25 protein-coding genes are annotated in these 24,394 nt (G+C 37.3%); 6 read left to right on the top strand and 19 right to left on the bottom strand.

Annotated features, from left to right (window positions below; translation table 11 throughout):
- The 8 genes from B3Y13_RS01625 to B3Y13_RS01660 form a co-directional block, all read right to left on the bottom strand.
- Positions 1-524, bottom strand: a 524-nt coding sequence (locus tag B3Y13_RS01625) for a hypothetical protein (RefSeq protein ID WP_296692277.1), incomplete at its 3' end; no start/stop codon positions are given.
- On the bottom strand, positions 521-1,291 hold the full coding sequence (locus tag B3Y13_RS01630; RefSeq protein ID WP_296692280.1) for a M15 family metallopeptidase: 771 nt from the start codon (positions 1,289-1,291) through the stop codon (positions 521-523). The genes B3Y13_RS01630 and B3Y13_RS01625, both read right to left, overlap by 4 nt.
- Positions 1,272-1,442: a hypothetical protein gene (locus tag B3Y13_RS01635; RefSeq protein WP_296692283.1), complete on the bottom strand. Its 171-nt coding sequence runs from the start codon at positions 1,440-1,442 to the stop codon at positions 1,272-1,274. The genes B3Y13_RS01630 and B3Y13_RS01635 overlap by 20 nt, the downstream gene beginning before the upstream one ends.
- Positions 1,443-1,523: 81 nt before the next feature.
- Positions 1,524-1,727, bottom strand: coding sequence for a hypothetical protein (locus B3Y13_RS01640; protein ID WP_296692286.1), 204 nt, complete (start codon positions 1,725-1,727; stop codon positions 1,524-1,526).
- A gap of 18 nt (positions 1,728-1,745) precedes the next feature.
- On the bottom strand, positions 1,746-1,922 hold the full coding sequence (locus tag B3Y13_RS01645; RefSeq protein WP_296692289.1) for a hypothetical protein: 177 nt from the start codon (positions 1,920-1,922) through the stop codon (positions 1,746-1,748).
- Positions 1,922-2,485 (bottom strand): hypothetical protein, encoded by a 564-nt coding sequence (locus tag B3Y13_RS01650; protein WP_296692291.1) that lies wholly within the window; start codon positions 2,483-2,485, stop codon positions 1,922-1,924. The genes B3Y13_RS01645 and B3Y13_RS01650 overlap by 1 nt, the downstream gene beginning before the upstream one ends.
- Before the next feature lie 11 nt (positions 2,486-2,496).
- Positions 2,497-3,417: a hypothetical protein gene (locus B3Y13_RS01655; protein WP_296692296.1), complete on the bottom strand. Its 921-nt coding sequence runs from the start codon at positions 3,415-3,417 to the stop codon at positions 2,497-2,499.
- A 9-nt stretch (positions 3,418-3,426) separates the two neighbouring features.
- The gene (locus B3Y13_RS01660; RefSeq protein WP_296692298.1) at positions 3,427-3,591 is read right to left on the bottom strand and encodes a hypothetical protein; all 165 of its coding nucleotides are present in this window, start codon (positions 3,589-3,591) and stop codon (positions 3,427-3,429) included.
- 425 nt (positions 3,592-4,016) lie between these two features.
- Here B3Y13_RS01660 and gpmI point away from each other — a divergent pair, with 425 nt between their 5' ends.
- A complete protein-coding gene (gene gpmI, locus B3Y13_RS01665) occupies positions 4,017-5,678 on the top strand; it encodes a 2,3-bisphosphoglycerate-independent phosphoglycerate mutase (RefSeq protein WP_296692301.1) in 1,662 nt (553 codons plus the stop codon).
- A 176-nt stretch (positions 5,679-5,854) separates the two neighbouring features.
- On the opposite strand, the gene mfd is transcribed toward gpmI, so the two are convergent.
- The gene (mfd, locus tag B3Y13_RS01670) at positions 5,855-9,484 is read right to left on the bottom strand and encodes a transcription-repair coupling factor (RefSeq protein ID WP_296692304.1); all 3,630 of its coding nucleotides are present in this window, start codon (positions 9,482-9,484) and stop codon (positions 5,855-5,857) included.
- Positions 9,485-9,537: 53 nt separating this feature from the next.
- Between mfd and B3Y13_RS01675 the strand changes: the two genes are divergently transcribed.
- Genes B3Y13_RS01675 through B3Y13_RS01690 form a run of 4 tightly spaced genes read left to right on the top strand, consistent with a single transcriptional unit; the run spans position 9,538 to position 13,039 of the window.
- The gene (locus tag B3Y13_RS01675; RefSeq protein WP_296692307.1) at positions 9,538-10,530 is read left to right on the top strand and encodes a hypothetical protein; all 993 of its coding nucleotides are present in this window, start codon (positions 9,538-9,540) and stop codon (positions 10,528-10,530) included.
- A gap of 31 nt (positions 10,531-10,561) precedes the next feature.
- Positions 10,562-11,497, top strand: a complete 936-nt coding sequence (locus B3Y13_RS01680; RefSeq protein WP_296692310.1) for a hypothetical protein — start codon at positions 10,562-10,564, stop codon at positions 11,495-11,497.
- A 5-nt stretch (positions 11,498-11,502) separates the two neighbouring features.
- On the top strand, positions 11,503-11,901 hold the full coding sequence (locus tag B3Y13_RS01685) for a zinc ribbon domain-containing protein (RefSeq protein ID WP_296666559.1): 399 nt from the start codon (positions 11,503-11,505) through the stop codon (positions 11,899-11,901).
- 25 nt (positions 11,902-11,926) lie between these two features.
- On the top strand, positions 11,927-13,039 hold the full coding sequence (locus B3Y13_RS01690; RefSeq protein ID WP_296692314.1) for a 4-hydroxybutyrate dehydrogenase: 1,113 nt from the start codon (positions 11,927-11,929) through the stop codon (positions 13,037-13,039).
- A 30-nt stretch (positions 13,040-13,069) separates the two neighbouring features.
- Here the strand turns inward: B3Y13_RS01690 and B3Y13_RS01695 are convergent, their stop codons facing one another.
- From B3Y13_RS01695 to B3Y13_RS01730, 8 genes are all read right to left on the bottom strand, one after another.
- On the bottom strand, positions 13,070-13,750 hold the full coding sequence (locus B3Y13_RS01695; protein ID WP_296022637.1) for a pseudouridine synthase family protein: 681 nt from the start codon (positions 13,748-13,750) through the stop codon (positions 13,070-13,072).
- A complete protein-coding gene (locus B3Y13_RS01700; RefSeq protein WP_296692318.1) occupies positions 13,738-14,787 on the bottom strand; it encodes an RluA family pseudouridine synthase in 1,050 nt (349 codons plus the stop codon). The genes B3Y13_RS01695 and B3Y13_RS01700 overlap by 13 nt, the downstream gene beginning before the upstream one ends.
- Positions 14,774-15,280, bottom strand: a complete 507-nt coding sequence (locus tag B3Y13_RS01705; protein WP_296692321.1) for a hypothetical protein — start codon at positions 15,278-15,280, stop codon at positions 14,774-14,776. The genes B3Y13_RS01700 and B3Y13_RS01705 overlap by 14 nt, the downstream gene beginning before the upstream one ends.
- Positions 15,277-15,957 (bottom strand): YggS family pyridoxal phosphate-dependent enzyme, encoded by a 681-nt coding sequence (locus B3Y13_RS01710; protein ID WP_296666571.1) that lies wholly within the window; start codon positions 15,955-15,957, stop codon positions 15,277-15,279. The genes B3Y13_RS01705 and B3Y13_RS01710 overlap by 4 nt, the downstream gene beginning before the upstream one ends.
- An 8-nt stretch (positions 15,958-15,965) precedes the next feature.
- Complete coding sequence (gene rsmA, locus B3Y13_RS01715; protein ID WP_296022641.1) at positions 15,966-16,841, bottom strand: 16S rRNA (adenine(1518)-N(6)/adenine(1519)-N(6))-dimethyltransferase RsmA; 876 nt, start codon at positions 16,839-16,841, stop codon at positions 15,966-15,968.
- Between the two features lie 20 nt (positions 16,842-16,861).
- The gene (locus B3Y13_RS01720) at positions 16,862-18,175 is read right to left on the bottom strand and encodes a ComEC/Rec2 family competence protein (protein ID WP_296692324.1); all 1,314 of its coding nucleotides are present in this window, start codon (positions 18,173-18,175) and stop codon (positions 16,862-16,864) included.
- Positions 18,169-19,332: a hypothetical protein gene (locus tag B3Y13_RS01725; RefSeq protein WP_296022643.1), complete on the bottom strand. Its 1,164-nt coding sequence runs from the start codon at positions 19,330-19,332 to the stop codon at positions 18,169-18,171. Before B3Y13_RS01725 ends, B3Y13_RS01720 begins: the two co-directional genes overlap by 7 nt.
- Before the next feature lie 19 nt (positions 19,333-19,351).
- Positions 19,352-20,554: a PilZ domain-containing protein gene (locus tag B3Y13_RS01730; RefSeq protein WP_296022644.1), complete on the bottom strand. Its 1,203-nt coding sequence runs from the start codon at positions 20,552-20,554 to the stop codon at positions 19,352-19,354.
- 39 nt (positions 20,555-20,593) lie between these two features.
- Here B3Y13_RS01730 and B3Y13_RS01735 point away from each other — a divergent pair, with 39 nt between their 5' ends.
- Positions 20,594-21,253, top strand: a complete 660-nt coding sequence (locus tag B3Y13_RS01735) for a CPBP family intramembrane glutamic endopeptidase (protein WP_296692327.1) — start codon at positions 20,594-20,596, stop codon at positions 21,251-21,253.
- Positions 21,254-21,289: 36 nt separating this feature from the next.
- On the opposite strand, the gene B3Y13_RS01740 is transcribed toward B3Y13_RS01735, so the two are convergent.
- Together B3Y13_RS01740 and B3Y13_RS01745 are read right to left on the bottom strand one after the other, a co-directional pair.
- Positions 21,290-22,135 (bottom strand): hypothetical protein, encoded by an 846-nt coding sequence (locus tag B3Y13_RS01740; protein ID WP_296666584.1) that lies wholly within the window; start codon positions 22,133-22,135, stop codon positions 21,290-21,292.
- Complete coding sequence (locus B3Y13_RS01745; RefSeq protein WP_296692330.1) at positions 22,132-24,390, bottom strand: GldG family protein; 2,259 nt, start codon at positions 24,388-24,390, stop codon at positions 22,132-22,134. The genes B3Y13_RS01740 and B3Y13_RS01745 overlap by 4 nt, the downstream gene beginning before the upstream one ends.
- Positions 24,391-24,394: the final 4 nt, after the last annotated feature.

Raw genomic sequence — 24,394 nt, forward strand, 5'->3', positions numbered from 1 at the left:
TCGTCTACAGATGATTTAACTTCGTCTACAGATGATTTAACTGCGTCTACAGACACATTTATACTAACTTGATTTTCTTTAGTAGGCATAACGTTATGAATACTATTTATCAATTCAAAATTTGGAACTTGATTATATAAAGCAGCTGTATATCTTTCAATCTTTTGTAAAGTCTTTTCTTGCGCCAACTCTTCCAAGCCGACAACATCAACTACAGAACCGTCAAGAGGAATTACGCTTGTTGGATCAACATAAGTTGTATTTACAATCGGCTCCCCGTCCTCATCATCATAAACAAGATTAAGAGAATAGACCTTGCGCCCCATTCCCTCTTTGGAGCCGTCCGCCATAACCTTACCCGAAAGAAAATCATTGACACGGAAAGCCCAACGACCCTTGCGGAACATAAGTTTGTCGTCACCCTCAAAACCATCCCCAACAGGGTTAAAAATAACCTCTACATCTCCGTAACTGTCAACCGTGATATAATTACGGCTAGGAAACACCTGTTTCACTTTTTTCATCTTCTACCCCTCTTATTGCCCATAAACGAAGCAATTAAATACGCAACAACACCGAAAGCACCCATTTTGACAACTTTTTTGGCACCGCTTAAAACACCGCCCGAACTTTCAGAACTTCCGACAGAAAGCCCCGAATTAAGACGCTGTAAGAACTCAAAAGTCATATTCTTGTCATAATGATATTCAATGCTAGGAATTGTATAATTTTCATCCTGAAAATGCGCCAAGTCGGGAAAATCTCCCCACAATCCGCCCCATTCCAATCCGCAATCTTCAGCCAACTTTGTCAGACCGATTAAAGAATAATAATTGGCAAGACTAATAGCACCGTCCGAAACCTTGATAATAGAAGCGGTACCAAACTTGCGCAGAACCAAATCAACCGCAAGCCCCCAATTGTGATAACTTCCGCCAGCCCAAACATTCGTAGAAATTTTCGCTTTGTTGTCAATAACACCCTTGTTTGTCAAGGTATATTTCCAAGCAGGCACGGCAGAACAATACTTATTGGCACGCAACAAGCACTCTGTCTGACTCTCAACACCCTTGCGCCCTTTCTTGTATTCATTTATCTGTTCTTTCGCAGTACGAACCGAAGAAACAACACGGAAAAAAGAACCGTCTTTTTGCATACAGCCATCCCTCTCAAGACGTGCCCATTTTATGCGACTGTCCTTTTCATTAAGTGCCCTTAAAAATTCCTGTATGTTTGGACTGCAACGAGTAAGAGCCGTCAAATACTGCTCATCATTTAGAATTGCCGACATCTTCAACCCCCTGTGTAACATCAAAAACTTTTGTCAAATCATCGCCATTGCATATTTTTTTATATGTCTGACACAAAAGCAACGCAACTGACGACCAATAAACTACGTTTTCAACCCAATCGGGAACTTTATTTCTATTCTTATCCGCCATTTTCTACCCCCTTAAAAAAAAACCCTTTATTCTTGAAAAGAAAAAGGGAGAAAAAGAACAAGCGGAGAATTTCAAAATAACCTAAAAACCCGACTTCCGATTTTTAGGCATTTCTGTAAATTTCAACCAACCAAGAACACCGTCTTTTTTACTGTCGGAATATTCAACTTTGAAAAATTGATTTTTGATTTCAATATATCCCCGTGGAAACCCCTTGCCATTGTCTTTCATTCCAATAACCAAACAGTTGTTTCCAAACCTATCTTTTGAAACATATCTTGCCATTACCTTACCACCTTTTAATTAAGAAAGTTTTGCGCCAAGCGCAGAACCAATAGCAGAACCAACCAAAGCCCCACTTTCAGAACCAATTGCAACATTGCCAAGCAATGCCCCCACCAAAGTCATAACCAAAGGCAGAATAGCCTTGATTACGCTGACACCAAAATTTTTAAAAATGTTTTTTGTTTTTTCAGTCATTACAATACCCCCATAACTTTTAAAGCAAGAGCACCAAGGGCAAGCCCCCCGACACCCGAATCAACAATGCTTTTAGAACTAACAGAACTTCCCGAACTGACAACCAAATTCCCTGTTCCATCAACTTCAGTTTTCGCAACATCTGTTGACGGAACAACTTCCGTAGTAGTCGTTACATTCGAGCCAAGCAAATCTTTTACAACTTTCCAATCATCGTAATATTGATAGCCGTAAGAAACCGCCAAAATATACTCATCACGAGAGGGAAAGCCGTATTTTTTATATTCGTATTCCGAATTATATTCGCCCGACTTGTCAAGTTCCGTCATTGTTTCATTCATCAACGAAACCGAAGCCCCTGTAATCGCCCCAGCAATTCCGCCAGTCTGCAAACCCGATATGGCATTTGTTAGCGTTTCTTTTGAAAAAAGATTTTTAATGCCTGTACTAGCAACAGATACTGCACTTCTTACCCCCGATTTAACAGTAGACGCAACGGACTTGATACCGGACGAAAATTTTGAAGCTGCGCTTTTAAAAGCCTTTTTCAAAGACCAACCCATAAAAGCCCCCTTTATGCCGAAAGTGTTACACCGTATGTGTTTGCACCCTCAAGTTGTAAAGATTTGAATTTATCAGGATCAACAGAAGCAACTTTTGCCATAAGCGCACGAGCATCGTTTACAAACTCACTGTTACCGCTCATTTGTGCGGAAAGATTGAAAACACGGCAACACATCAAAATCTGCTCATCATCGTTAATATTTGGACAATTAAATGTAAGTGTCTGACCTACACCAAATTCATCTTCATAGAACTGTCCATAACGTTTGAATTTCTCGAAACGTCCGACCGCATTTGAAAGAGCGATACAAGTTTCAATATTCAAAACTTCATTTGACATATAGTCCGAAGTGCTGATTGTGTCATTAAGTTCCTTTTCAGTCGAAATGAAAGCGGAAAGAACATTTTCAAATGTTTGACTTGCGCCTGTCGGCTTTGTCTGTCTGTACTGAACAATCTGAACATCAGAACGCTGACGCAATTCTGTTGAAACATAAAGTTTCGATGTGATTTCAGGATTCTGCGTAACGTAACATTGAATATCAAGCGAAGCATTTTCGCTTACTGAAAGATAACCCAATCCAAGATGACCGCAAGCCCGCCATTCCTTGCCAGCCTCCATTGGAGTTTGCGTAATATCCAAACCAGCAATAAAATCAGAATGTTCCATAAGCAAGAACAAATTAACCCTGTCAATCAAAAGCGCATTTTTTCCCGAACCTACACCGTCTCTGTAATTGACATTGACAACAATGTTTTTCAGAACACGATAAGCAGATTTCCCACTTGTTGTACCCTCAATATATTCCTCCGTAGGAACAAAGCGGAAATCAAAAACAATGCCATTCATTTTGACATTCTGCAAATTCGTTGACCTGTCTGTTATTCCGTTTGGCGCAAATTCAGTCTGTAAATAACTCTGTAATCTCATACCGCCCCCCTACTTTTTGCCAAGCGCGCTATTTATTACGCTTTTTACCGAAGTCCAAATCTTTGTAAAAATAGACTGTGTAGGACTAAGCGAAAGCCCCACGCAGAAAACCGCCATACCAATCAACGCAGATTTTACATCTACATTGATTTTACCAACTCTTATACTTTTCATTTATTACCCCCTTGAAAAATAATCAGATATTTAAAGAACTTAAAAAAAAATAAAGTTTTTCTTTTGATTTTTAATTCTTGCATTGGTAAATAAAAAACTAAAAAAAAACTGAAAAAAAAACAAAAAAAAGCCCTTATAACTCCCCTACTCCACTTTTCCTGAACGTTTTTTTTGCAAGCAAAAAAAAACTAAGAAAAGTGGCAAAAGAACCCTATTTTTTTCCCTCACTAGTATTTGTCAAAGAACTATACACATAATGACTAGATAGAATTCATATTATAATAAGTATATTATTTTTTCAAATCTGTAAGTAAAGCAGTTTTTTTTATTTATCTGTTATGTTTTTCTTTTAGATTTACAAATTATTGTAAAAAATCGTAAAAAAAAGTATTATTTTGTATATAGAATACTTTTTGGAGTAAAAAATGGCAGATACAATGCATGCTTTGGAAAAGAATCCAAATTGGAAAGGACGCCGAGGACCGGTTGTTCTGGTTATTATGGACGGTGTTGGTTACGGAAAATATGTTGAAGGCGATGCTGTAAAGGCTTCTAAAATGAAGTATTTAGACTGGTTTACGGCTAATTGCCCGCACACAAAACTTAAGGCTCATGGAACTGCGGTTGGACTTCCGAGCGATGATGATATGGGAAACAGCGAGGTTGGGCACAATGCAATTGGTTGCGGCCGTGTTTTTGCCCAGGGTGCGAAACTTGTTGGTGAATCTATAAAGTCTGGTTTGATGTATCAGGGTGAAACTTGGAAAAAACTTATTAAAAATGTAAAGGAAAAAAATTCTACGCTTCATTTTATCGGACTTGTTTCTAACGGGAATGTTCACGGTCATATTGATCATCTCAAGGCAATGGTTGCAGAGGCTAACAAGGAAGGAATTAAAAAAATCCGAGTTCATGCGCTGCTTGACGGCCGCGATGTTGACCCTACTTCTGCGCTGACTTTTGTTACTCCGCTTGAGGAATATCTTGCGTCGTTCAAGGATTCTGATTACAGAATTGCTTCTGGCGGCGGACGTATGTTTATTACAATGGACCGTTACAACGCTGACTGGCCGATGGTTCAGCGTGGCTGGTACGCGCATGTTCTTGGCGAAGGCCGGCAGTTTGAGTCTGCAACAAAGGCGATTGAAACTTACCGTTCTGAACAGGCAGGGCTTTTGGATCAGGATATGCACGAATTTGTAATTGCGGAAAATGGAAAGCCTGTTGGAACTATTGAGGATGGCGATTCTGTTATTTTGTATAACTTCCGTGGCGACCGTGCCCTTGAAATTACAAATGCTTTTGAGGCTGGCAGTGAATTTAATCATTTTGACAGAAAGCGCGTTCCTGCATGTGAATATGCCGGCATGATGGAATATGATGGTGATGCTCACATTCCGCACCAGTATCTTGTAAATCCGCCGAGCATTGACCGCACAATGGGCGAATATCTTACAAAGACTGGCGTTCATCTTATGGCTATTTCGGAAACTCAGAAATATGGCCACGTAACTTATTTCTTTAATGGAAACCGCCAGGGAAAATTTGACGAGAAACTTGAGGATTACGTTGAAATTCCTTCAGATGTTGTTCCTTTTGAGCAGCGCCCATGGATGAAATGCGCGGAAATCACTGACAAAGTTATTGAGGCAATCAAGTCTGGAAAATATGACCACATCCGTTTGAACTATCCGAACGGTGATATGGTTGGTCATACAGGCGTATTCAATGCGGTTGTTTGCTCAATGGAAGGAATGGATTTGCAGCTTGGACGTCTTAAGGCTGCTATTGACGAGACCGGAGGAATTCTGTGCCTTACCGCTGACCACGGAAACAGCGACGATATGTACGAGCACGCAAAAGACGGTTCTGTGAAATTAGACAAGAACGGCGAACCTAAGCCAAAAACAAGCCATTCTTTAAATCCGGTTCCTGGAATTATCTACGATCCGGAATACAAAGGTGAATACGATAACACAAAGCTGAATGACGGGCTTGGAATTTCTTCTTGGCCTGCAACATTGATGGAATTGATGGGATATTTGCCACCAAAAGATTACGACAAAAGTTTGATTAACTTAAAATAAGTTTTGACAAAATTATAAAAAAACAACTTGCCCAATCACAGAGAAATTAACGTTTCTGTGGCTGGGCTTTTTTTTGCGTTACGGATTGCAAGGGCGCCGAAGGCGTTGTTTTCTGGAAGAAAACAATGACAACCCTGAAAAGCCGGACGGCAACTTGTTGCCGGAACGCCCTACCCTTAAATTAAAGTTTCCAGTTTTTCCCGGATATATTCGCTTTTTTCTTTTAGGCCGATTTTGCCGGTTGAAAGAATCAGCTGGTTCGGTTTTGTGCTGTCGAGACGAATTTTTCCAGAATTTTCCTTTATGAGTTTCATCAGCTTGTCAAGCGGAACATCTGTTACGCGGCCGAATTCTACGGTTATCTCGCCTTTTCGTTCGCGCAATGTTGTTATGCTCAATTTTTTTGCAATAATTCTGACTTCGGCAAGGCTCAAAAGGCTGTACACTTCGTCCGGAATTGGGCCGAAACGGTCTTCAAGCTCGTTGTACATGCGGTCTAGTTCCTGTTTTGTCTGAATTCCCGCGACTTTTTTGTAAATCTCCATTTTGGTCTGGATTGAATGAACGTAAGTGTCTGGAATAAAGCCTGTGTATTCAAGCTCAAGGAGAACTTCGTTTTGCTGGTGATAATCTTTCTGTTCTGTGAGCCGTTCGACCGCATCGCTTAAAAGTTTGACATAAAGCTCAAAACCGACAGAATAAACATCGCCGCTCTGATCCCTTCCGAGAAGGTTTCCGGCTCCGCGGATTTCCATATCTTTCATTGCAATTTTGAATCCGGCTCCAAGCTCTGTAAAGTCAGAAATTACCTGAAGTCTTTTCATTGCAACTTCTGACAAAACCTTGTGCTCAGGATAAAGAAGATACGCATAGGCTTTTCTGTCGCTTCTGCCTACCCGTCCACGCAACTGATAAAGCTGGCTTACACCGTACATATCCGCGCGGTCAATTATGATCGTGTTTACGTTAGGAATATCAATTCCGTTTTCGATGATTGTTGTAGCGATAAGAACTTGAAAGCCGCCAAGTTTAAAACGCCTGAAAATATCGTCAAGTTCTTCTGAACTCATCTGTCCGTGAGCAGTTTCTATCATCATTTCAGGAACAATGCGCTGAAGCTTTAGCCTTGTTTCTTCGAGCGATTCTACACGGTTGTGAAGATAAAAAACCTGTCCGCCACGGTCTGTTTCCCGGCGGATTGCCTGCGCGACTTTTTCTTCTGTGTATTCGGCGACTATTGTCTCAACGGGTTTTCGTGTTTGGGGCGGCGTTGTCAAAAGCGACATATCGCGGATTTTTAAAAGGCTCATGTGAAGAGTCCGTGGAATCGGAGTTGCAGACATTGCAAGACAGTCGATGTTCGCTTTTAAGGACTTTAATTTTTCCTTGTCTTTTACACCAAAACGCTGCTCCTCATCGATTATCATAAGACCTAAATCTTTGTATTTTACGTCTTTTTGAATTATTCTATGAGTTCCAACAAGAATATCCACTTTTCCGCTTTCGAGTTCTGCAAGAATTTTTTTCTGCTCTTTCGGAGAAACAAAACGGCTCATCTGTTTTATTGTAACCGGAAAATTTTTAAACCGTTCAAGACAGGTTTCATAATGCTGCTCCGCAAGAATTGTCGTAGGAGACAAAAAAGCAACCTGTTTTCCTCCCATTACAGCTTTGAACGCCGCTCGCATGGCAATTTCCGTTTTTCCAAAACCTACATCGCCACAAACAAGCCTGTCCATTGGAACTGGTCTTTCCATGTCTCTTTTTATTTCCTGCGTAACCGAATACTGATCTGCTGTGTCTTCATAAGGGAAACTCGCTTCAAATGCTGTCTGCCATTCATTGTCTTTTGGAAAAGGAAATCCTCTTGAAGCCTGACGGCGGCTGTAAAGCGCAATCAATTTTTCAGCCAAATCTTCAACAGCCTTTTTAACTTTGTTTTTGCGGTTTTCCCACGATTTTGAACCGATTTTATCGAGATGAGGTTTTTCGCCCTCGTTTCCAATGTATCTTTGGACGAGGTTTACTTGCTCAATCGGAACAAAAACAAATTCTTCTTCGGCGTATTCAAGTTTTATGTAATCGCGTTCATTGCCCATGGCTTTTACGCGCTGAATTCCTTTAAACTGGCCAATTCCATAATTTACGTGGACTACAAAATCGCCTTCGTTAAGCTCAACAAAAGTGTCAATTGCCTGACTCTTTACATGTCCGAGCGATTTTTGAACATGCTTTCTTCTGCCAAAAATTTCATTTTCCTGAATAACCAGAGTTTTTGTCTCATCAATTCCAAATCCGCCGCTAATCGGAAAAGGAAGAACGGCAAGCGCAAAGTCTTTTAAAATTTCTTTTATGCGAAGCGACTGATTCGGATTATCTGCAAAAACAACTACGCTCCAACCGGAAACAATCGCCGCATTTAGCTCATCTTTCAGATAGTTTATGTTTCCAAAAAAACTTCTGCCAGGATTGCAACGAACAGTCAGTTTTGAACGGGATTTTTTTGAATTTTGAAGAATTTCTGTTTTTTCGCCTTCGCAATGTACAGTTTTTTCAACATCTTCAGCTTCCGTTGTAAGAGTACGGAAGAAAATTGACTTTTCGTGAATGTTTATAACATCATCAAAATTCAAAAGCATCAGCCCTGCTTCGAGAACAGGAAAATTTTGACGCGCAATTCTGAACATTCCGGAATATTCCCTGGCAAAGCTTTCCTGCGCATTTTCCTGACGGTCGTAATCAAAATAAAAAACCGGAGTATTTTCTGCAACGTAGTCTAAAACCGTATAAATTTCATCCCACAAAACAGGATAAACAAGTTCTTCGCCTTCGCTTTGAGCCTTCGTTTTTAATTCTTCAATAAGCTTTTCTTTTGCTTTTTTTGCAGCCTCCGTAAGTTCAAGATGTTCCGAAAACTCTTCTGTTTTTTCAAGCTTAGAAATAAATTCGTCATTCCAAATCACTTCTTTCATCGGAAAAACTAAAATCGAATCAACAGTTCCAATTGTAGCCTGATTTTCCGGATTAAAAGTTTTTATATTTTCAATCTGGTCAAAATCAAAAAGAATTCGGTTTGCGACATCCATTCCTGGCGTAAAAACATCAAGAACTTCGCCCCGAAGAGTAAATTCTCCAGGCACGCTAACTTTTGGAACACGAAGATAGCCCAATTTGGCAAGATTTTCTGCAATTTGAGTTGAATCAATCTGCTGATTTTTGCGCAGGCTAAAGACAAGAGAACGAAGATATTCTGGCGGAGGAACAGGAGATTGAAGAGCTCTTTGCGTTACAAGGAAAATTCTAGGTTTGACTGAAGAACTTAACTTTCTTTCCTGAAATGCAAGTTTAGACAAAAAAGCCGAACGTTTTCCAAAAACCGCAGAACCTACATTTGCCGCCCTATACGGAACAGTTCCCCACCACGGAAGCGTAAAAATTTCCACATTTTCCTCAAATGCAGTCGCAAGATCCGAGGAAAGCTCCGCTGCATCTTTTTCGTTTGGAACGACAAAAACTGCATCAAGCGAAGCAGAATCGTTTGCTTTGATTATATTTTTTTGAGCTGGATTCACCGCAGAATTTGAATACCGTCCGGTCGCCTCATACTGCATTCTGCTAAAAGCCGCATTTTTTGCGCTATCAAGACAAGATGCCGCAAAAAAAGGAACTGCAGCTCCCTGCAGGCCGTTTATTTCGATTGGAAAAGAAATTTCACCGTTTTGAGAAGTAATTTTTTTTACGGCGGAAGAGAATTCCTGCCAACCATTTAAAATTGACAAAACGGAATTTGATAATAATGATTTCATTAAAAGTATCCGATATTAAAATATAACATGTTGAATTAAGGGAGACATAGGTTTTGAAACGAAGCCCACTTTTGATTATAGCGATTTTTTCTTTATTTGCACAGACAGCGTTTTGCAGCGGTCTTTCGGATAAAAAAAATGACGCAAAAAAAGACTTTTCCGATGCGAGCGTAAAAATTAAATTTTACGACAGGACAGTTTATTACACTTCTGCAGCTCAGGATAATCCTGTTTATGTAACTGTTTCTATCGAAAACACAGGCTCTCAGACGCTGCGCTTTAAGCTTGCAGACGACCGCGCATTTAGCCTTGATTTTGTTACAAGAACAATAAAAAACAAAGTTTTGCCGGCAACAGAAAATCTTATTATGAAACGTTCTGCAAACCAAACAGTATATTTTCGGGAAGTTTCTATTGAACCAGGGGAAGCATATTCTTTTGTCGAAAACGTAAAAGATTATATTAAGTTTGAAGAACCTTCGATTTATTACCTTGAATTGAAATTTTATCCAGAACTTTACAAATCAAAATACATTGAATTCGTGTCAAACCGTCTCAGCCTTGAAATCCGCCCTTCACCATCAGCGGCAAATTCTTTGATTCTTCCTGTTTCTGAAGAAAATGGACTTCTTCTAAAACCGGAAAACATTTCTCCAGACAAAGTTGTAGAACAGACAATTGTTGCAAGGCAGAAATCTCTTTGGAATCAGTATTTTCTGTATATGGATATTCAGGAAATGATACTTAGAAATTCACAGCAGCGACGCCGTTACAACGCTGCTTCTGCTGACGAAAGGGAGCGCATATTAAAAAATTACAAAGCCGACCTTATGCAAAACAGAATCGACAGCGATATTGTTGCCGTTCCTGAACATTTTTCAATCGAAAATACATCTTACGGTCAAAATGAAGGAACTGTAACAGTAAAAGAATGGTTCAAATATCCGAATTTCCATGAAGTTAAGCGCTATATTTACAAAGTTCGCCAGCGCGATGGAATCTGGCAGATTTACGACTATTCAGTAACAAACCTCGGAACAGAATAAACAAGTAATAAAAAAATATTAAGGTAAAAAAATGAAAGCACTTTTGGTAGCAGACAATCAGATTGCAATTGACAACATTTCTCAGGTTCTCGAAACAGCAGGATACGATGTTATTATTTATAAATGGCTTTTAAAAGCTCTTGATAATGTTGAAGAAATTGCTCCCCACTTGATTATTGTAAGCACAAAGGATTATCCGCGCCATTGGAAAACTCTAACGCAATACGCGCAGACTGTATGCACATCTTACAAACCTCAGGTAATTTTATACTCGGAAGGCGGTCTCGAAGATGAAGAAGCTCAAAAGGCAAAAGCTTTAAATGTCCGCGGAATATTTGACTCAGTTGATGTAAAAGGTTTAGACGAATTTAGAAAGATTCTTACAAAAGAAACTGACATTTATTCAGGAAAACTTCTTTCTGACGATGGAATTCCGACAGTTGGAAACCTGCTAACCAACAGCGAAAATGATGAAAAAACTGAAACAGAAAATTCAATTCAAAATACTCAAAATAAACAAAACTGCGAAAAAGAAGAAATTGACGAACTTTTAAAAAATGCCGCAGAAATATTGAATTCTCAAGAAACAGAAATCGTTCAGCCAGATAAAAGTTCTTCTATTGAAAAAACTGAAAACTCTTCTGACAATGAAAATTCTCTGCTAGAAATCAAAGAAAATGCAACCCCTTCTGATTTTTCCGATATTGTAAAATCCGGCGAAAAAATAAAATCCATAGCCTGCACTTTTATGTTTGAAAATCCAGTTTCTGGAAAACTTATAACCGGTTATGCCTGCAATTTTGACGGGAAAACCTTTGAATTCAATGCCGACATTCCAGATTTTGTAAAAAATCTTTACAGCGGAATTGAAATTGAAAACTGTTCGTTAAAAACAAAAGAAAGCACAAAAAATGTTCATACAATCGTAAAGCAGAATGAAGAAAATATGATTTTGGAGTTGCGCTGAATAAGATGACGCAAAAAGTAAAAACTGCAAAATTTTTTTGTGAAAACTGCGGCGCCGAAGTTTCAAGAAATGCAAAAGTTTGCCGGCATTGCGGGAGATTTTTTTCAAGCGTACGTTGCCCTCAATGCGGAAAAACCGGAACCCCAGAAGAATTTTCAAAAGGCTGTCCTGCCTGTGGCTATACTGTTGAAGCTTCAGCAAAAAACGAAAGGTCCATTCTAAAAAAAGACAAAAAAGCTCCATTTTTTAAAAGGAAAGCCTTAAAAAATCAAATAACCAGATTCAACAATCAAAGAAAAAGCGAAAAAACTTCTCAAAATGACGAAAATCTTCCTGTCTGGATTTTTCTTTTTATTTTTTTTATATTCTTGCTGATAATTTATTTTTTCTTAAAATTCTTTTAAGTTTTTCATTTTTTGGAGGCTAGATATGAAAACTTTTAAAATTGTTCCTCAAATCGTTGAGTACGAATCTTCAAGTGATTTTTGCAATGAATTTAAAATCGGAAGCGGCGATCTTGTTTTTTTGGGCAAATCTTCGGAAAAATATTTTGCAGGAAAACTAGGAAAAGCACATGTTATTTACAGAGGCGATTATGGCAGCGGAGAACCGACCGATGTCATGGTTGAAAAAATTTACGAAGACATAAAAAATATCGACTATAAACGCGTTATTGCAATTGGCGGGGGTACAATTCTTGATGTAGCAAAATTGCTGTCATTAAAAACTTTCCATCCAGTGGTTGACCTTTATGACAAAAAAATTCCGGCAGTCCGAGAAAAAGAACTTGTAATCGTTCCGACAACTTGCGGAACAGGAAGCGAAGTTACAAACATTTCAATACTTGAACTTACCGTCAGAAACACAAAATTCGGACTTGCAGTTGACGAGCTCTATCCAGACTATGCCGTTTTGATTCCTGAACTTTTAACAGATCTTCCATATAAATTCTTTGCAACAAGTTCAATCGACGCGCTTGTCCACGCAATGGAAAGCTATCTTTCACCAAAATCCACTTCTCTTTCAAGAAAATTCAGTTTTATGGCAATAGATTTAATTTTGGGCGGTTATGTAAAAATGGCGGAAAAAGGACAAGATGAATATAAAAATCTACTCTCAGACTTTTTGACAGGCTCAAATTACGCAGGAATCGCATTTGGAAACGCCGGAACAGGATATGTTCATGCAATGAGCTATTCATTCGGAGCAACTTACCACGTTCCTCACGGAGAAGCAAATTACGTTCTTTTTATGGCAGTTTTTAAAACTTACCAGAAAAAAAATCCGAACGGCTTTATTTCCTCGCTGAACAAAAAACTGTCAGAAATTTTAAAATGCAGCGAAAATGAAGTTTATGAAGAACTCGATACACTTTTAAATAAAGTTCTTCCTCTCAAAAAAATGAGTGAATACGGTGTAAAAAACAACGAGCTCGACATCTTTACAAAAAATACAGTGGAATCTCAAACCAGGCTGACACAAAACGGTTATATTCAGTTTTCTGCCGAACAGGTAAAAGAAATTTACGAAAGTGTATTTTAAACAAAACTGCAAGAAGAGGCTTTCAAGTTTTTACAGTTCATAAAAAATGTTTTTTAAACTTTTTGGATCTGTAAATTCAAACCTGAAAGCTTCAAACTGCATTTTTTCGTCAGGTTTTGCATTCGGATTGTAAAGCTTATCCCCGCAAATAGGATAACCGGAATATGCAAGATGCGCGCGAACCTGATGCCTATAGCCTTCCGATATCCGGCAGACAGCAATATTTTTTTTAATTTTTATATCCGTTGAATAAATTTTATTTCCGCACTTTTTTATATCCGCAGCCGAAGAATTTTCAAAAACAGGTTTTACCATCCGCCCTTTCGGACCAAACGGGCGAAAAGCCGATATTACGGTAAAATTCTTTTCAAAATCGCAGTTTTGGCTTTCGTTTTTATTCAATTCAACCTGGGCACGATAATATTTTATAAATCTGCCATTTTTTTGCTCTTTGCGCAAAAAATCATAACTTTCCTGATTTGAAGCAATCAGAAGAAGACCGGAAGTTTCAGTGTCAATCCTGTGCAAAAGACCATATTCAATTGATTTTTTTCCAACAACCTGTTTTAATTCTGGAAAAAATTCTATGGTCTTTGAAAGGGCACTTTCATCTCCTTCAAAAAGAGGAGCGCTTGCAAGTCCTGACGGTTTATAAATTACTGCAAAAGGATGATTTTTGTCCGGGGCTTGAATTATCTTTATTTCTGCCATTGTCCGTAACCTTTTTTTGCCTCAAAAACCAAAATCTTTTGGTTTTGAACAGTCATTTCAGTTTTAAACTTGGAGTTTATTTTTTCAGGAGGCAGAGATTTTTTGAATGATTCATGAAGTTTTTTTAAGACTTTTTTAAACCTTACAGGAACTTTCGCCGTAAAAACAGATTTTTGATTTTTTCCAGGAAGCATAATTTTTAGCTTGTAAGCATGCAGCATGAGAGTTGCGTTCTCAAAAACCGTGCTTTTTGTCTTAGAATAAATCCTGTCTCCAAGAATCGGACATCCTATAAATTTTAAATGAACTCGAATCTGATGAGTTCTTCCTGTGTAAATTTTCACTTTCATAAGGCTGTAAGGACCATAACAGGCAATACATTTGAATTTTGTAACTGCAATTTTTCCGTTTCCTTCCAAATCAGTAGCTTTAAAGCGTTTTCTGTCGTGAGGATCGCGTGTGAGCTTTGTTCTTATAAGCCCTTCTTTTACAGGAGGATGTCCTTGACATATGCATATATAGATTTTTGAAAGTGATTTGTGATTTTTGAACTGATTTCCTAAAAATTCTTCTGTATCACGGTTTTTTGCCGTTATAATGATGCCCGATGTATCTTTGTCGAGGCGATGGACAATTCCAGGTCTGCGCCCTTCAAAAATTGCAGAATTTTGATTTTTTTGCTGAGGAACCGCTTCCCGTCCCCAATGATACAAAAGAGCATTTACAAGCGTTCCGTCCCAATTTCCGGCAGCAGGATGAGTTACAATTCCTTGCTTCTTATTTACGACAGTCACATTCTCATCTTCATAAATTATGTCCAATGGAATGTTTTGCGGCTCTATGTCGTCAGGAATCGAGTCTTCCCACTGAAAATAAATTTTATCTCCAGCCTTTATTTTTGAATTGAGTTTTGCTTTTTTTTCATTTACGAGAATTTCGATTATGCCGCTTTTTAATTTTGAGCGGTTCATTGCATTTGGAAGAGNNNNTTCAGTTCCATTAAATTCAGCAGGAACCGTTTCGTTAAAAAATGGCATTTTCAAGTCCTCCGATTAAATATTCTTTTTTATGTTCTCTTTCCCGTTCAAAATTAAAATCTTCTTCAAAATTTTCATGTTCAGAATTTTGAATTTCCAACATCTGCTCGCTAAAAGGAATTACGCGGATTGTTTTTTCAATTTTGTTCTGTCTGGATTTTTTTACGTTCCTCATAATCAGATTTATTGCAAGATCTGTAAGTCCAAGGCCAACACTTGCCGCCGCTGAAATAGCAAAAATCTGTTTTTGTTCAGTTTGAGTATATCTTGTTGTCGATTTATTGAGCGGATTATGAAAAGTTCCATGGACTGCAAGACCGTAGCCAACCGTTGTCCAAAGCGTTACAAAAGGAAGCGAACCGAATGTAATTATTTCCGTGCGTCTTAAATCTTTAGACCACTGAGGAACCGTCTGCTCCGAAGTTTTTTCGGCAAAAGCAAAATTTGAAGAAAAAATCAATAATGAAAGCAAACACAAAGACTTTAATTTCATTTTGAATAATTCCGCTCGCCAAAAATTGCAGTTCCGATACGAACCATTGTAGAGCCTTCTTCAATTGCAATTCTATAATCTCCGCTCATTCCCATCGAAAGTTCTGAAAAATCAAATTCGCTGAATTTTTCAGCAAATTCATGCTGGATTTTTTTTAAAGTTGAAAAAGATTTTCTGACAAGTTCTGAGTCCTGCGAAAAAGGCGCCATCGTCATAAACCCCTTTATTTCGATATGAGGATACATTCCTTTCCTGAAATTTTGCACAGCTTCCTCGAGGTCTGGTTTCGCCGTAAAACCTGATTTGGATTCTTCTCCTGTATGAATTTCAAACAAAATTTGAATTTTTTTATTGATTTTTGAACACTGTTTTTCTATTTCGTTTAAAAGTTCAATCCGGTCAACAGATTCAATCATCGAAGAAATTCTTACTGCCTCTTTTACTTTGTTGCGCTGCAAGGAGCCGATTATATGAAGTTCTGGAGAAAACCCCGCGCTTCTGATTTCGTCGAATTTTTGAGCGGCTTCTTGAACCCTGTTTTCCCCAAAAAGATTTTGGCCAGCCCTTATAGCTTCTATAACTTCTTCAGCAGGATGAAATTTGCTTACGGCCACGAGTTTTACGTTTCTTGGAATCGTTTCTAAAATTTTTTTTAAGTTTTCCTGAATTTTTGACATTTTCTACTTTATTCCATTTTAGTTTTTTCTATTACGGAATTAAGCGCATCTGACAGTTTTAGCAAATCGTCTACGCTTAAATTTTCAGCACGGATTGAAGGCTCAATTTCTGCAATTTTTAATGCTTCGTCGCAAATTTCCGCTTTTACAAACCTGGACAGATTATTCCTCAAAGTTTTTCTTCTAAACGCAAAAATCTGACGGACCATTTTTCTAAAAAGCTCCGGATTTTCGCACTTAGGGAAATCTTCTTTTTTCGTCATCAAAACGGCGCGGCTTGCAACATTCGGCACAGGCCAGAAATTCCCGCCAGCCAAATCCATAACCGGTTTTACATCGTAAGCCCACTGACACAAAACACTGAAAGAAGAATAATCTTCCGTCCCAGGCTTTGCATTCATTCTTTGGCCTACTTCCTTTTGAATAGTAAAGACAGCTTTGTCAAACCTAAAGCCTTTGGTTATCGTGTCGGCAATAATTGTCGCCGCAACATTGTAAGGAAGATTTCCAAAAAATCGTTCCGGAATATCATTTTCTTTTGCAAATTTAGGCCAGGTTTTTAAAACATCGCCTTCCACAAGAGAAAAATGACTGGAATTTGCATATTCTTCAAAAAATTGAGCCAGCAACCTTGCAAAACCGTGATCAATTTCAAAAACGGTAAGATTAACACCGCGTTCCAAAAGTTCGCTTGTCATGCTTCCAAGACCAGGACCTACTTCCCAGACTTTCATTTCAGGCTTTACGTCAAGAACATCGACAAGTTTTTTTCTGGCATCTGCATTTACCAAAAAATTCTGTCCGAATTTTTTCTGCATCGCCATATTGTTTTCATCCATAAAACTTTTCAAGGCAATTGGTGAATTATAATCAGGATGCTGCATTTTTTTTCTCCGCAGTTATGTTAAATTGTGATTATTGGAGCTTTTGCAAAAAATAAGACCAAATTTTTTAAGATTAAATAAACCGCATTCATAATAACACTAAAACCGCCACCTAGAAAAGGGATTACAAGACTCAGCAAAGTTCCAAAAAGTCCCGCATACAAAAAAAATATTACGAAAGGACTTACAATCACAGAAGAAATTATTCCAACAGGCATGACTTTTCCGAAAAGACTGAGAGTTACAGGAGCAGTAAAAATCTGAGCACCTGCGCTTTCACTCAAAGCTGAAGCAAGTTTTGGAAAAAAACGCTTTCCCATAAAAAATTTTATAACCTGCCCTATGCTCATAATTCCTGCCAGAGCGCCATAAGACAGCATAAAGGCTGGTGATTTTAAATGGACAGGAAAAATCATCAGCTGCAGCAAAAAACTTGCAGAAAGCACCGTTATTCCCTTAAAACGGCGCATTCTAAGCGAAGAATTAAAAAAAACAATCAAAGAGCTAAGCATTGCCCGAAAAAGCGACGGCGAAAGTCCTGCAAACCAGACAAAAAATATAATAGCTGCAAGTTGAAAAAAATCCGCCGTACTGCGTTTTGCAAGCCGTTTTCCCAAAAAAAACGCAATTCCTCCAAAAAGATTCAAATGCATGCCAGAAAGCGCAAGAATGTGCGAAAGTCCGGCATTTTTAAAAGCTTCGCCTGTCAAGGTTTCGGTATATTCTCTCGAACCAGACAGAAGAGCCAATAAAAGACCTCCCGCTTCATTCCAGCCATACATAAGCCTTTTGAATTGCAACCTGCATAAACTCCGTATTTTTTGAAGAAAGCCAGAAAAAGACTGCGAAAATCCAAAAGAAACTGCCGATTTTACAACAAAAAATGAAAAATTTTCATCTTCAGAAAAATTTACATTTACGAGGAAATTGTTTCCCGTTTCAAATAAAAGCGGATATTTTTTTTCGTTTTTTGAAACATTAAAAGAAGTATAGATTTTACCAGGATAATATTTTTCAACAAGTTCTGAAGGAATTAAAACTTTCACAGTTCCAGAGCAAGCTGTTTTTGAAGAATTATCTAAAACAGCCTCCGAAACCTTAAAATCCGCAACATAGTATTTTTTTTCAGAAGAAGATTTTACAGGACTTGATGCAAGGCTGCCATTTAACTGAACAATTTTTTCCGAAGGAAAAAGGCAGTTAAAACATTCCCTGTCTTTTATTGAAACAATATCAAAATAAAACAAAAACGCACAAATAATTGCCGCTAAAAAAACAGGATTGGCCAGAAAAAGATAGAAAAGAGACTTTAGAATTTTTTTATTTTTTACCACTTAAGTTTTGCCAGAGAATTTCTGGCTGCTGTTTTTACATCTTCCGAATAATTCAAATAGGTTACATAGAGAAGATTGTCAAAAGCAGTCTTATCTCCGAGCGCTCCTAAAGAATTGATTACGGCCAAAACAACATTTTGGGCAGAAAAATTATTTTTTTCAGTTTCAGAATTTATTTCTGCAAGATAAGCCGAAATTGTCTGAGCCGCGTCTGGCGAAGACAGCTTTGCAATACATTCGATAACCTGAATAAACTGCTCATCGTTCAAACAGGAGGTTTTATATTCATCTTTTGCAATGGCAAAAAAACGAACCGAAAGTCCTGCTCCGCGAGTCCAGTTTGCGTCAGAAATCGCCTTTAGAAGCTTCAGCTGAAGTTCGGCAGTAGCTGCATTTTTTTCCGACTTATCTTCCATATAATGAATTGTCGCTAAAAGTGCATTTTCAGCAATTTCTGCCTTAAAATTTAATGAAATTTCCGAAGAATTATTGATTAAATCAAAAAATCCTCCAATTTCTTCAATGCTGCTCGAAGAAATCAATTTTATTGATTCAGTTATATTTGCGTACGAAAGTCTCAAAAGCGATTTTTGAATTTCCAGCGAAAATTCTGGATATTTTTTTTCTTTCCAAAGCCTGTAAACAATAAAAAAAGACTCCTCATTTCCTGTTTTTCCGACCAGTTCAATGACTTTTTTTGTTACGGCAGAATTTTGAGAATTTGAATCAAGCTCTTTTAAATAGCCGTTCATCAAATTTTGAACTTTAAAAAATGATTTTGAATTTGAAACGTTTTCAAATTTTTCAAGAACTGCAATTCTTACAGTTTCATCTTCAAAAACTTCAAAAAGCTGTATTAAATTCTCTGTAGCCGACGGGAAATTTTTTCCGAGAATTTTTTCATCTTTTGGCAGCTTAAAAAGCGACGCCACAGCAAGCGCGCTAAAGTCTCTGTCTGATCTTGCAATTTCTTCGTTTTCGAGAATAAAATCAATTCCTTTTTTTGCAAGCCTGTCGCCTTCTTCACCTGAGGATTCTTTTACTGCCCGAGTCTTATCCTGAATATTTCCCTTGATAAAACTTTTTTCAAAATCGGAAGTTTCCGCGTAAAGACTAAAAATAAATGCCAAAGCTAATATGAATATTGATTTTTTCATTTTAAATTATTCCTAAATTTTAGTTTACATCAATTTCTGCAAGTTTGTCTAAACTTTCCAAACTCTTATCAAAACGAATATCCAAACCTTGAACTTTCGCATCTTCTGTTTCGTTTTCAGTTTCACTTTCAACAGGTTCAAGATCTGCAATTTCCTGTTCATTTTTGCCTGAGGCAATTTCGTCCTTTGACTGATCGTCTTCGGTTGCCGCAAGAGCATCGAAAATATCTTTTTTATCCTGTGGCAAAACATTGTAAACAAAACTCAAAATTGCATTTCTCATTCCTGTATCAAGATGAATACACTCAAAATGCAGCCTTGACTGATTTATTTCGCTGTTATATTCGACCGCACGAACAATTCCGTACATCAAGATTAAAACGTCATTTATCATAAACTGAAGCTTAATTTGCGCATTTGCAATTCCTTTTCCACCGACGCGGATCATAGCTCCGTCTTCAGAAATATCCTCAAGCACAACCCTGTAACCAGGTTCAGTTTCGACAAGGTTAAAATCCGCAACAGGCTGCTTTATAAAATACATTGAAGCATTAAGGTTACATTCACAACGAACCGACCTTCTTTTTTGAGCGCGCAAAAGCTCGTTTGTTTGAGAAAGAAAAAGAACTGTCTGACCATTAAAAACTCCGGCATTTGTAACTTTTGTGTCAAAAACGTAGGAAGCATCGCCTTTTCGCCAAAGATAAACGCTTATTTCGTGATTTATCCACTCTTCGCTCAAAACTGTAGCAAATCTATTTTGAACAGGAAGCTTTATAATTATTTCGTGACTGTTATTTAAAATTTCTGATGAAAAAACACCTTTATGCCCTGGAAAAATAACCCTCAGACGCTGACCTTTATCAAGATATTTTGTAGATTCTAGTCCGCATTTATTTTCGTGCTCGATGTTGATTCTTGTTCTAAATTTATAAAGTTTTGTAAGAAAATTTTGAATTTTTGGAGAATTTTCATATCCTCTTCGACTGGCTTCTGTCAAAAGAGAGCTTATCGCACGGTTTAAAGTCGGAACTGAAACAAAAAGAGCAGACGGTTCTTCAAGCTCAGTCATTTTTGCAAGTTTCCAAAGAGCAATACATTCTGCAAATTTAAAGCCGCTGTCATTTCCAGCCGTGAAAAACTTTATTTTGTCCGAAAAAACGACCAGAAGCCTAGAAAAAACAAGAATTAAAATAACTATAATAACTAATGTAAAAACCACTTTTTTCACACTCTCTTTTTTTATTATAATATATTTTAAATGAAAAAAATGCTTTTAGCCACAGAATTCTTCTTTGTTTTTTTGATTTTCCTTTTTCCGCCATTAAAAGCCAGGCCTCAAGCTGGAATTTCCATACAAGAAATAAAACTGACACTTTTCTCCTTGGCAATGACTCTTGCATGCGCCACGCTTTTTTTCTTTCATCTAGACATTTACAAAAAAAAATACATTCAGGGTTCAAAAATAAACATCTTCGTAAAACATTCCGTAATTCTAATCGGTTTCGGAACATTGGTTCTAAGTTCTAGTGCTTTTCAGGCAATTTCATTTTTTATGAACAAGGGGCTTTCGGTTCAAAAAAGCCTTGCCGCGCCAACTTCCTTTGTTTTATGGCTAAGTTTGTTTTGCGCAACTGTTTTTGCCGCTTTTTGTGAAGAATTTTTATACAGGTTTTATATTCCAGATGTCGGAACAGAACTTTCAGACGGAAAATTTCCGCTTTTCTGGGAAATTTTTGCGGTTTTAATTTTTGCTTTTTCGCATTTCTATCAAGGCGCGGCCGGAGTTTTCAACGCATTCTTTTGCGGCATAATCTTAAGGCTCATCTTACTAAAAACAAAAAGCCTCTGGTGCTCGTTCGGCGTTCACGTTTTTTACAATTTTTTTGTGATTTTTATAGAATTTCTAATTCAAAAATAGAAAAAAAAAACGTGCTATTTTTTGAGCAAAATTGTGTTATTTTAATATTTCTTGCAGGCGCTCATAAGTCCAGCTGCTGACTTCAAAAACAGCATTGTCTTTTACAACCTGCGGCTCAACTGTCTGGCTGTAAAAATATTCAAAACCTTCCTGAGTTTTTCGCTTGTAAAAATCAACTCTCTGCAAAGAATCGTACTGTCCAAACAAAGTTACAGATTTTTCAAAAACCGCATTTTCCGGAAAAGCATTTTCTCCGTAAATTTTTCCATGGCGAAGGCTTAAAAGCGTATGCAAATCCGCCGAGGAAAGCCTCAAGTTTGACGGATTTTTTATTGCAAAAAAGATTTCTGGAATCGACCAAAAATTTGCATCGGTTTTTAAGCAGGCTGAAAAATCATCTTCCGTTTCGTAGCAAATTTTTCCTTTTTCTGCGGCAACAGTTATTCTAGATGAAAGCGAATCCGACGCTCCAAAATACAATTTTGAAAGAATTTTCCCATTAGGGCCGACAACTGTAACAATTTGTGCACTACCTTCGATTAAACCAAGCTCAAGTCTTCCATTGGCACTGTCTGAAATTTCGTACATATTACGAATTTTTGTCAAATTCTTTGTAAAATTTGAAACAATTTTTTTGTCGGCAAAGATTTTTATTCCTCTGCTTTCGCAGCTCCACCACTTTCCTTCGCTTTTTAAAACAAGAATTTCCTGAGGAGATTGAATTATAATTTTTTCTATATTTTCGTTGTACGATGGGTTTACAAGGGCGGATTTTATTGAATTCACAGAATTCTTTTTTCCGGAAAAAAATGAAAAACAAAAAAGAAAAAACGAAAAAATGGTCGTAAAACTTAAAAAGAAATTTATTTTTTTATTTTTCATTTTTTTTCTCCATCGTAAAAAATATCAGATTCAGACTTTTTTATTTTTGGCATAGAATTTATTTTTTTGCGGAAAATAAAAAAACAAAAAGCCAAAAAGAGAATTGATGACGGAAGAATGACAAAACAAACTATAAGGACAAAATTTTGCTTTTTTATAAAAGCATTTTCATCAGAAATCTTATAAAGCGAGCTATTTGAAACGTTTTTTTGTATCAAAAGGCCAAGTTTCTCTTCTCCGCGGAGTTTTAATAGAATAGTTGCAGCGTAATCGTAATTTCTAAAATCTCCCTGCTCAGAATTGCTTATAAAACCAGTCATTAAAGAATTTAAAAAGAACTGGTCAGAAATCAAGGCAACGTTAAGATTTTTTTCCTTATCCTGCAAAATTGCCGCAAGAGTCAAACTTTCGTTTTTTTCGCCCTGAGCCGCCGCGGACTTTGGAACAGCAAAAGGATCCAAAACAAAAAGAGAAGATGAACTCTCTGACGGTTTTTGCTTCCAGGCAAGCGGGCTTGAGACAAGAAGCGGCTCCGTTTTTCCATAACAGACGATTGGACTTGCCCAGGTTATTATTGTGCCCTCAAAAGCTTCTTTTTGCGGCAGAATACTAATCCACAAAGGATAATTCATAGTCTTGTAAACAGTGTCGGACCCCTCTGTAGAAGTCATTGTAAGAGGAAAATTTGAAATATCTTCTGCCAAAGAAAAATCAAAAGCAAATCCCCATCCGTTCAAAACTTTTAAGAACGGATTTTGATTTTTAGAAACCTTCCATTCATCTTTTATATCTACGCTGTAAGGAGATGTCATAATCAAAGCAGGAACTCCGTTTTCTACAGCAGTTTTTATGGACTGAGACTGTTCATCATTCAACTTATCCGAACCCAAAACAAGAATTTGAGTATTTTTTATGTCTTGAACCTGAATTTTTTGAAGAGCCTCTGGAATTTCGTCAGTTTTTATAGTTTGCGTCAAAAAACCTCTTGCATTCAACCAAGGCTGAACATAAGAATAGTCTTCCTCGGAACACCCGTTTCCCGTAATAACAAAAACCTTGCGTTCTTTCCCGCTTACAAGCAGCTGAATTCTTTGCGCCAAATCATATTCAAGAGTTTTAGTAGAAATTGAAAAAGGAATTATTGAAGAACTGTCCAAATACTGCAAAACTATTGCCGAATAAACTGTCGTGTATTCAAGTTTTGTAGAATTTTCGCTTTTCATCTGCCGCCCCTGAATTCCAAGCCTCTCAAGCTTTTTAGGTTCTGCCTTTTTTATTGAAAAAAATACATTTTTTGAAGACGAAGCAAAAGTGCTCAAATATTCGGCAACTTCCTGCGATTGAGGATAAAAATTTTTTAATTCTTTCGACTGATAATAAGTAATTCTCAAAGGATTTTGCAACTGGCTGCAAAGTTTTCTGCTTGTTTCCGAAACAGAAAACTGTCTAGTTTTTGTAAAATCAAGGCGGAAATATATTCTTTCAAACGAAATAGCAAAAAAAATCAAAGAACAAAAAAACAGGCTTGCCGTAATCCGGCTGATTTTTCTTTCAGTGCGTTTATTCTCGCAAAAAAACGCAAGAAACAAAAACAAGACAGAAGCAAAAAAGTAAAACGCAAAGTCACGTGAATCTAAAATTCCTTTTGAAGCAGCATCAAAATGCCAGGCAAAACTCATTTTCTGCAAAAAAACAGAAAGTCCGTCGCCAGTTTTTAAGTATAAAGGAATCAAATGAACAAAATTAAAACTAAACAGAACTGTTATGCTCAATAAAAGGCTTAAAATATTCTGTGAAATTTTTATTGCAGAAAACAGAAAAAGGACAAAACAAATTGCCATAAAAGTGTAAAACACAAGCGCAAGATAACCGGTAAAAATCTGGCCGGCATCAATTCGTCCAAAAAAATTAACGCTTGCAGGAATAAAAACCAAAAGCAAAAGAGGAATCAGACAAACAGAGAAAACAGAAAAAGAAAGCGTAAAAAAACGGCAAATCCCACCGACAGGAATCGAATCATCCTCGATAAATCTTTTTATTCTAAAACACAAAAGAGGAATTACTAAAATAAAGACAGAGGAAATTGAATTAAAAAACGCTGAAATTGAAATATTTGAATTTGAAACCAAAAAAAAACGGTTTACAAAATAAAACATAAAAGACGTATACAAAACCGTCAAAACAGAACTTACATAAAAAAGCGGATTTATAAAAAAAGAATACAATGAATGTTTGTAAAGTGATTTATTTATCATTTTT

It is taken from the genome of Treponema sp. UBA7567 (genome assembly GCF_002476655.1).
GTDB lineage: Bacteria > Spirochaetota > Spirochaetia > Treponematales > Treponemataceae > Treponema_D.

Bases quoted from the DNA above. Each gene is read 5' to 3' on its own strand.
- B3Y13_RS01630 (WP_296692280.1), bottom strand. From the start codon at position 1,291: ATGTCGGCAATTCTAAATGATGAGCAGTATTTGACGGCTCTTACTCGT.
- B3Y13_RS01635 (WP_296692283.1), bottom strand. From the start codon at position 1,442: ATGGCGGATAAGAATAGAAATAAAGTTCCCGATTGGGTTGAAAACGTA.
- B3Y13_RS01640 (WP_296692286.1), bottom strand. From the start codon at position 1,727: ATGGCAAGATATGTTTCAAAAGATAGGTTTGGAAACAACTGTTTGGTT.
- B3Y13_RS01645 (WP_296692289.1), bottom strand. From the start codon at position 1,922: ATGACTGAAAAAACAAAAAACATTTTTAAAAATTTTGGTGTCAGCGTA.
- B3Y13_RS01650 (WP_296692291.1), bottom strand. From the start codon at position 2,485: ATGGGTTGGTCTTTGAAAAAGGCTTTTAAAAGCGCAGCTTCAAAATTT.
- B3Y13_RS01655 (WP_296692296.1), bottom strand. From the start codon at position 3,417: ATGAGATTACAGAGTTATTTACAGACTGAATTTGCGCCAAACGGAATA.
- B3Y13_RS01660 (WP_296692298.1), bottom strand. From the start codon at position 3,591: ATGAAAAGTATAAGAGTTGGTAAAATCAATGTAGATGTAAAATCTGCG.
- gpmI (WP_296692301.1), top strand. From the start codon at position 4,017: ATGGCAGATACAATGCATGCTTTGGAAAAGAATCCAAATTGGAAAGGA.
- mfd (WP_296692304.1), bottom strand. From the start codon at position 9,484: ATGAAATCATTATTATCAAATTCCGTTTTGTCAATTTTAAATGGTTGG.
- B3Y13_RS01680 (WP_296692310.1), top strand. From the start codon at position 10,562: ATGAAAGCACTTTTGGTAGCAGACAATCAGATTGCAATTGACAACATT.
- B3Y13_RS01685 (WP_296666559.1), top strand. From the start codon at position 11,503: ATGACGCAAAAAGTAAAAACTGCAAAATTTTTTTGTGAAAACTGCGGC.
- B3Y13_RS01690 (WP_296692314.1), top strand. From the start codon at position 11,927: ATGAAAACTTTTAAAATTGTTCCTCAAATCGTTGAGTACGAATCTTCA.
- B3Y13_RS01695 (WP_296022637.1), bottom strand. From the start codon at position 13,750: ATGGCAGAAATAAAGATAATTCAAGCCCCGGACAAAAATCATCCTTTT.
- B3Y13_RS01705 (WP_296692321.1), bottom strand. From the start codon at position 15,280: ATGAAATTAAAGTCTTTGTGTTTGCTTTCATTATTGATTTTTTCTTCA.
- B3Y13_RS01710 (WP_296666571.1), bottom strand. From the start codon at position 15,957: ATGTCAAAAATTCAGGAAAACTTAAAAAAAATTTTAGAAACGATTCCA.
- rsmA (WP_296022641.1), bottom strand. From the start codon at position 16,841: ATGCAGCATCCTGATTATAATTCACCAATTGCCTTGAAAAGTTTTATG.
- B3Y13_RS01725 (WP_296022643.1), bottom strand. From the start codon at position 19,332: ATGAAAAAATCAATATTCATATTAGCTTTGGCATTTATTTTTAGTCTT.
- B3Y13_RS01735 (WP_296692327.1), top strand. From the start codon at position 20,594: ATGAAAAAAATGCTTTTAGCCACAGAATTCTTCTTTGTTTTTTTGATT.
- B3Y13_RS01740 (WP_296666584.1), bottom strand. From the start codon at position 22,135: ATGAAAAATAAAAAAATAAATTTCTTTTTAAGTTTTACGACCATTTTT.
- B3Y13_RS01745 (WP_296692330.1), bottom strand. From the start codon at position 24,390: ATGATAAATAAATCACTTTACAAACATTCATTGTATTCTTTTTTTATA.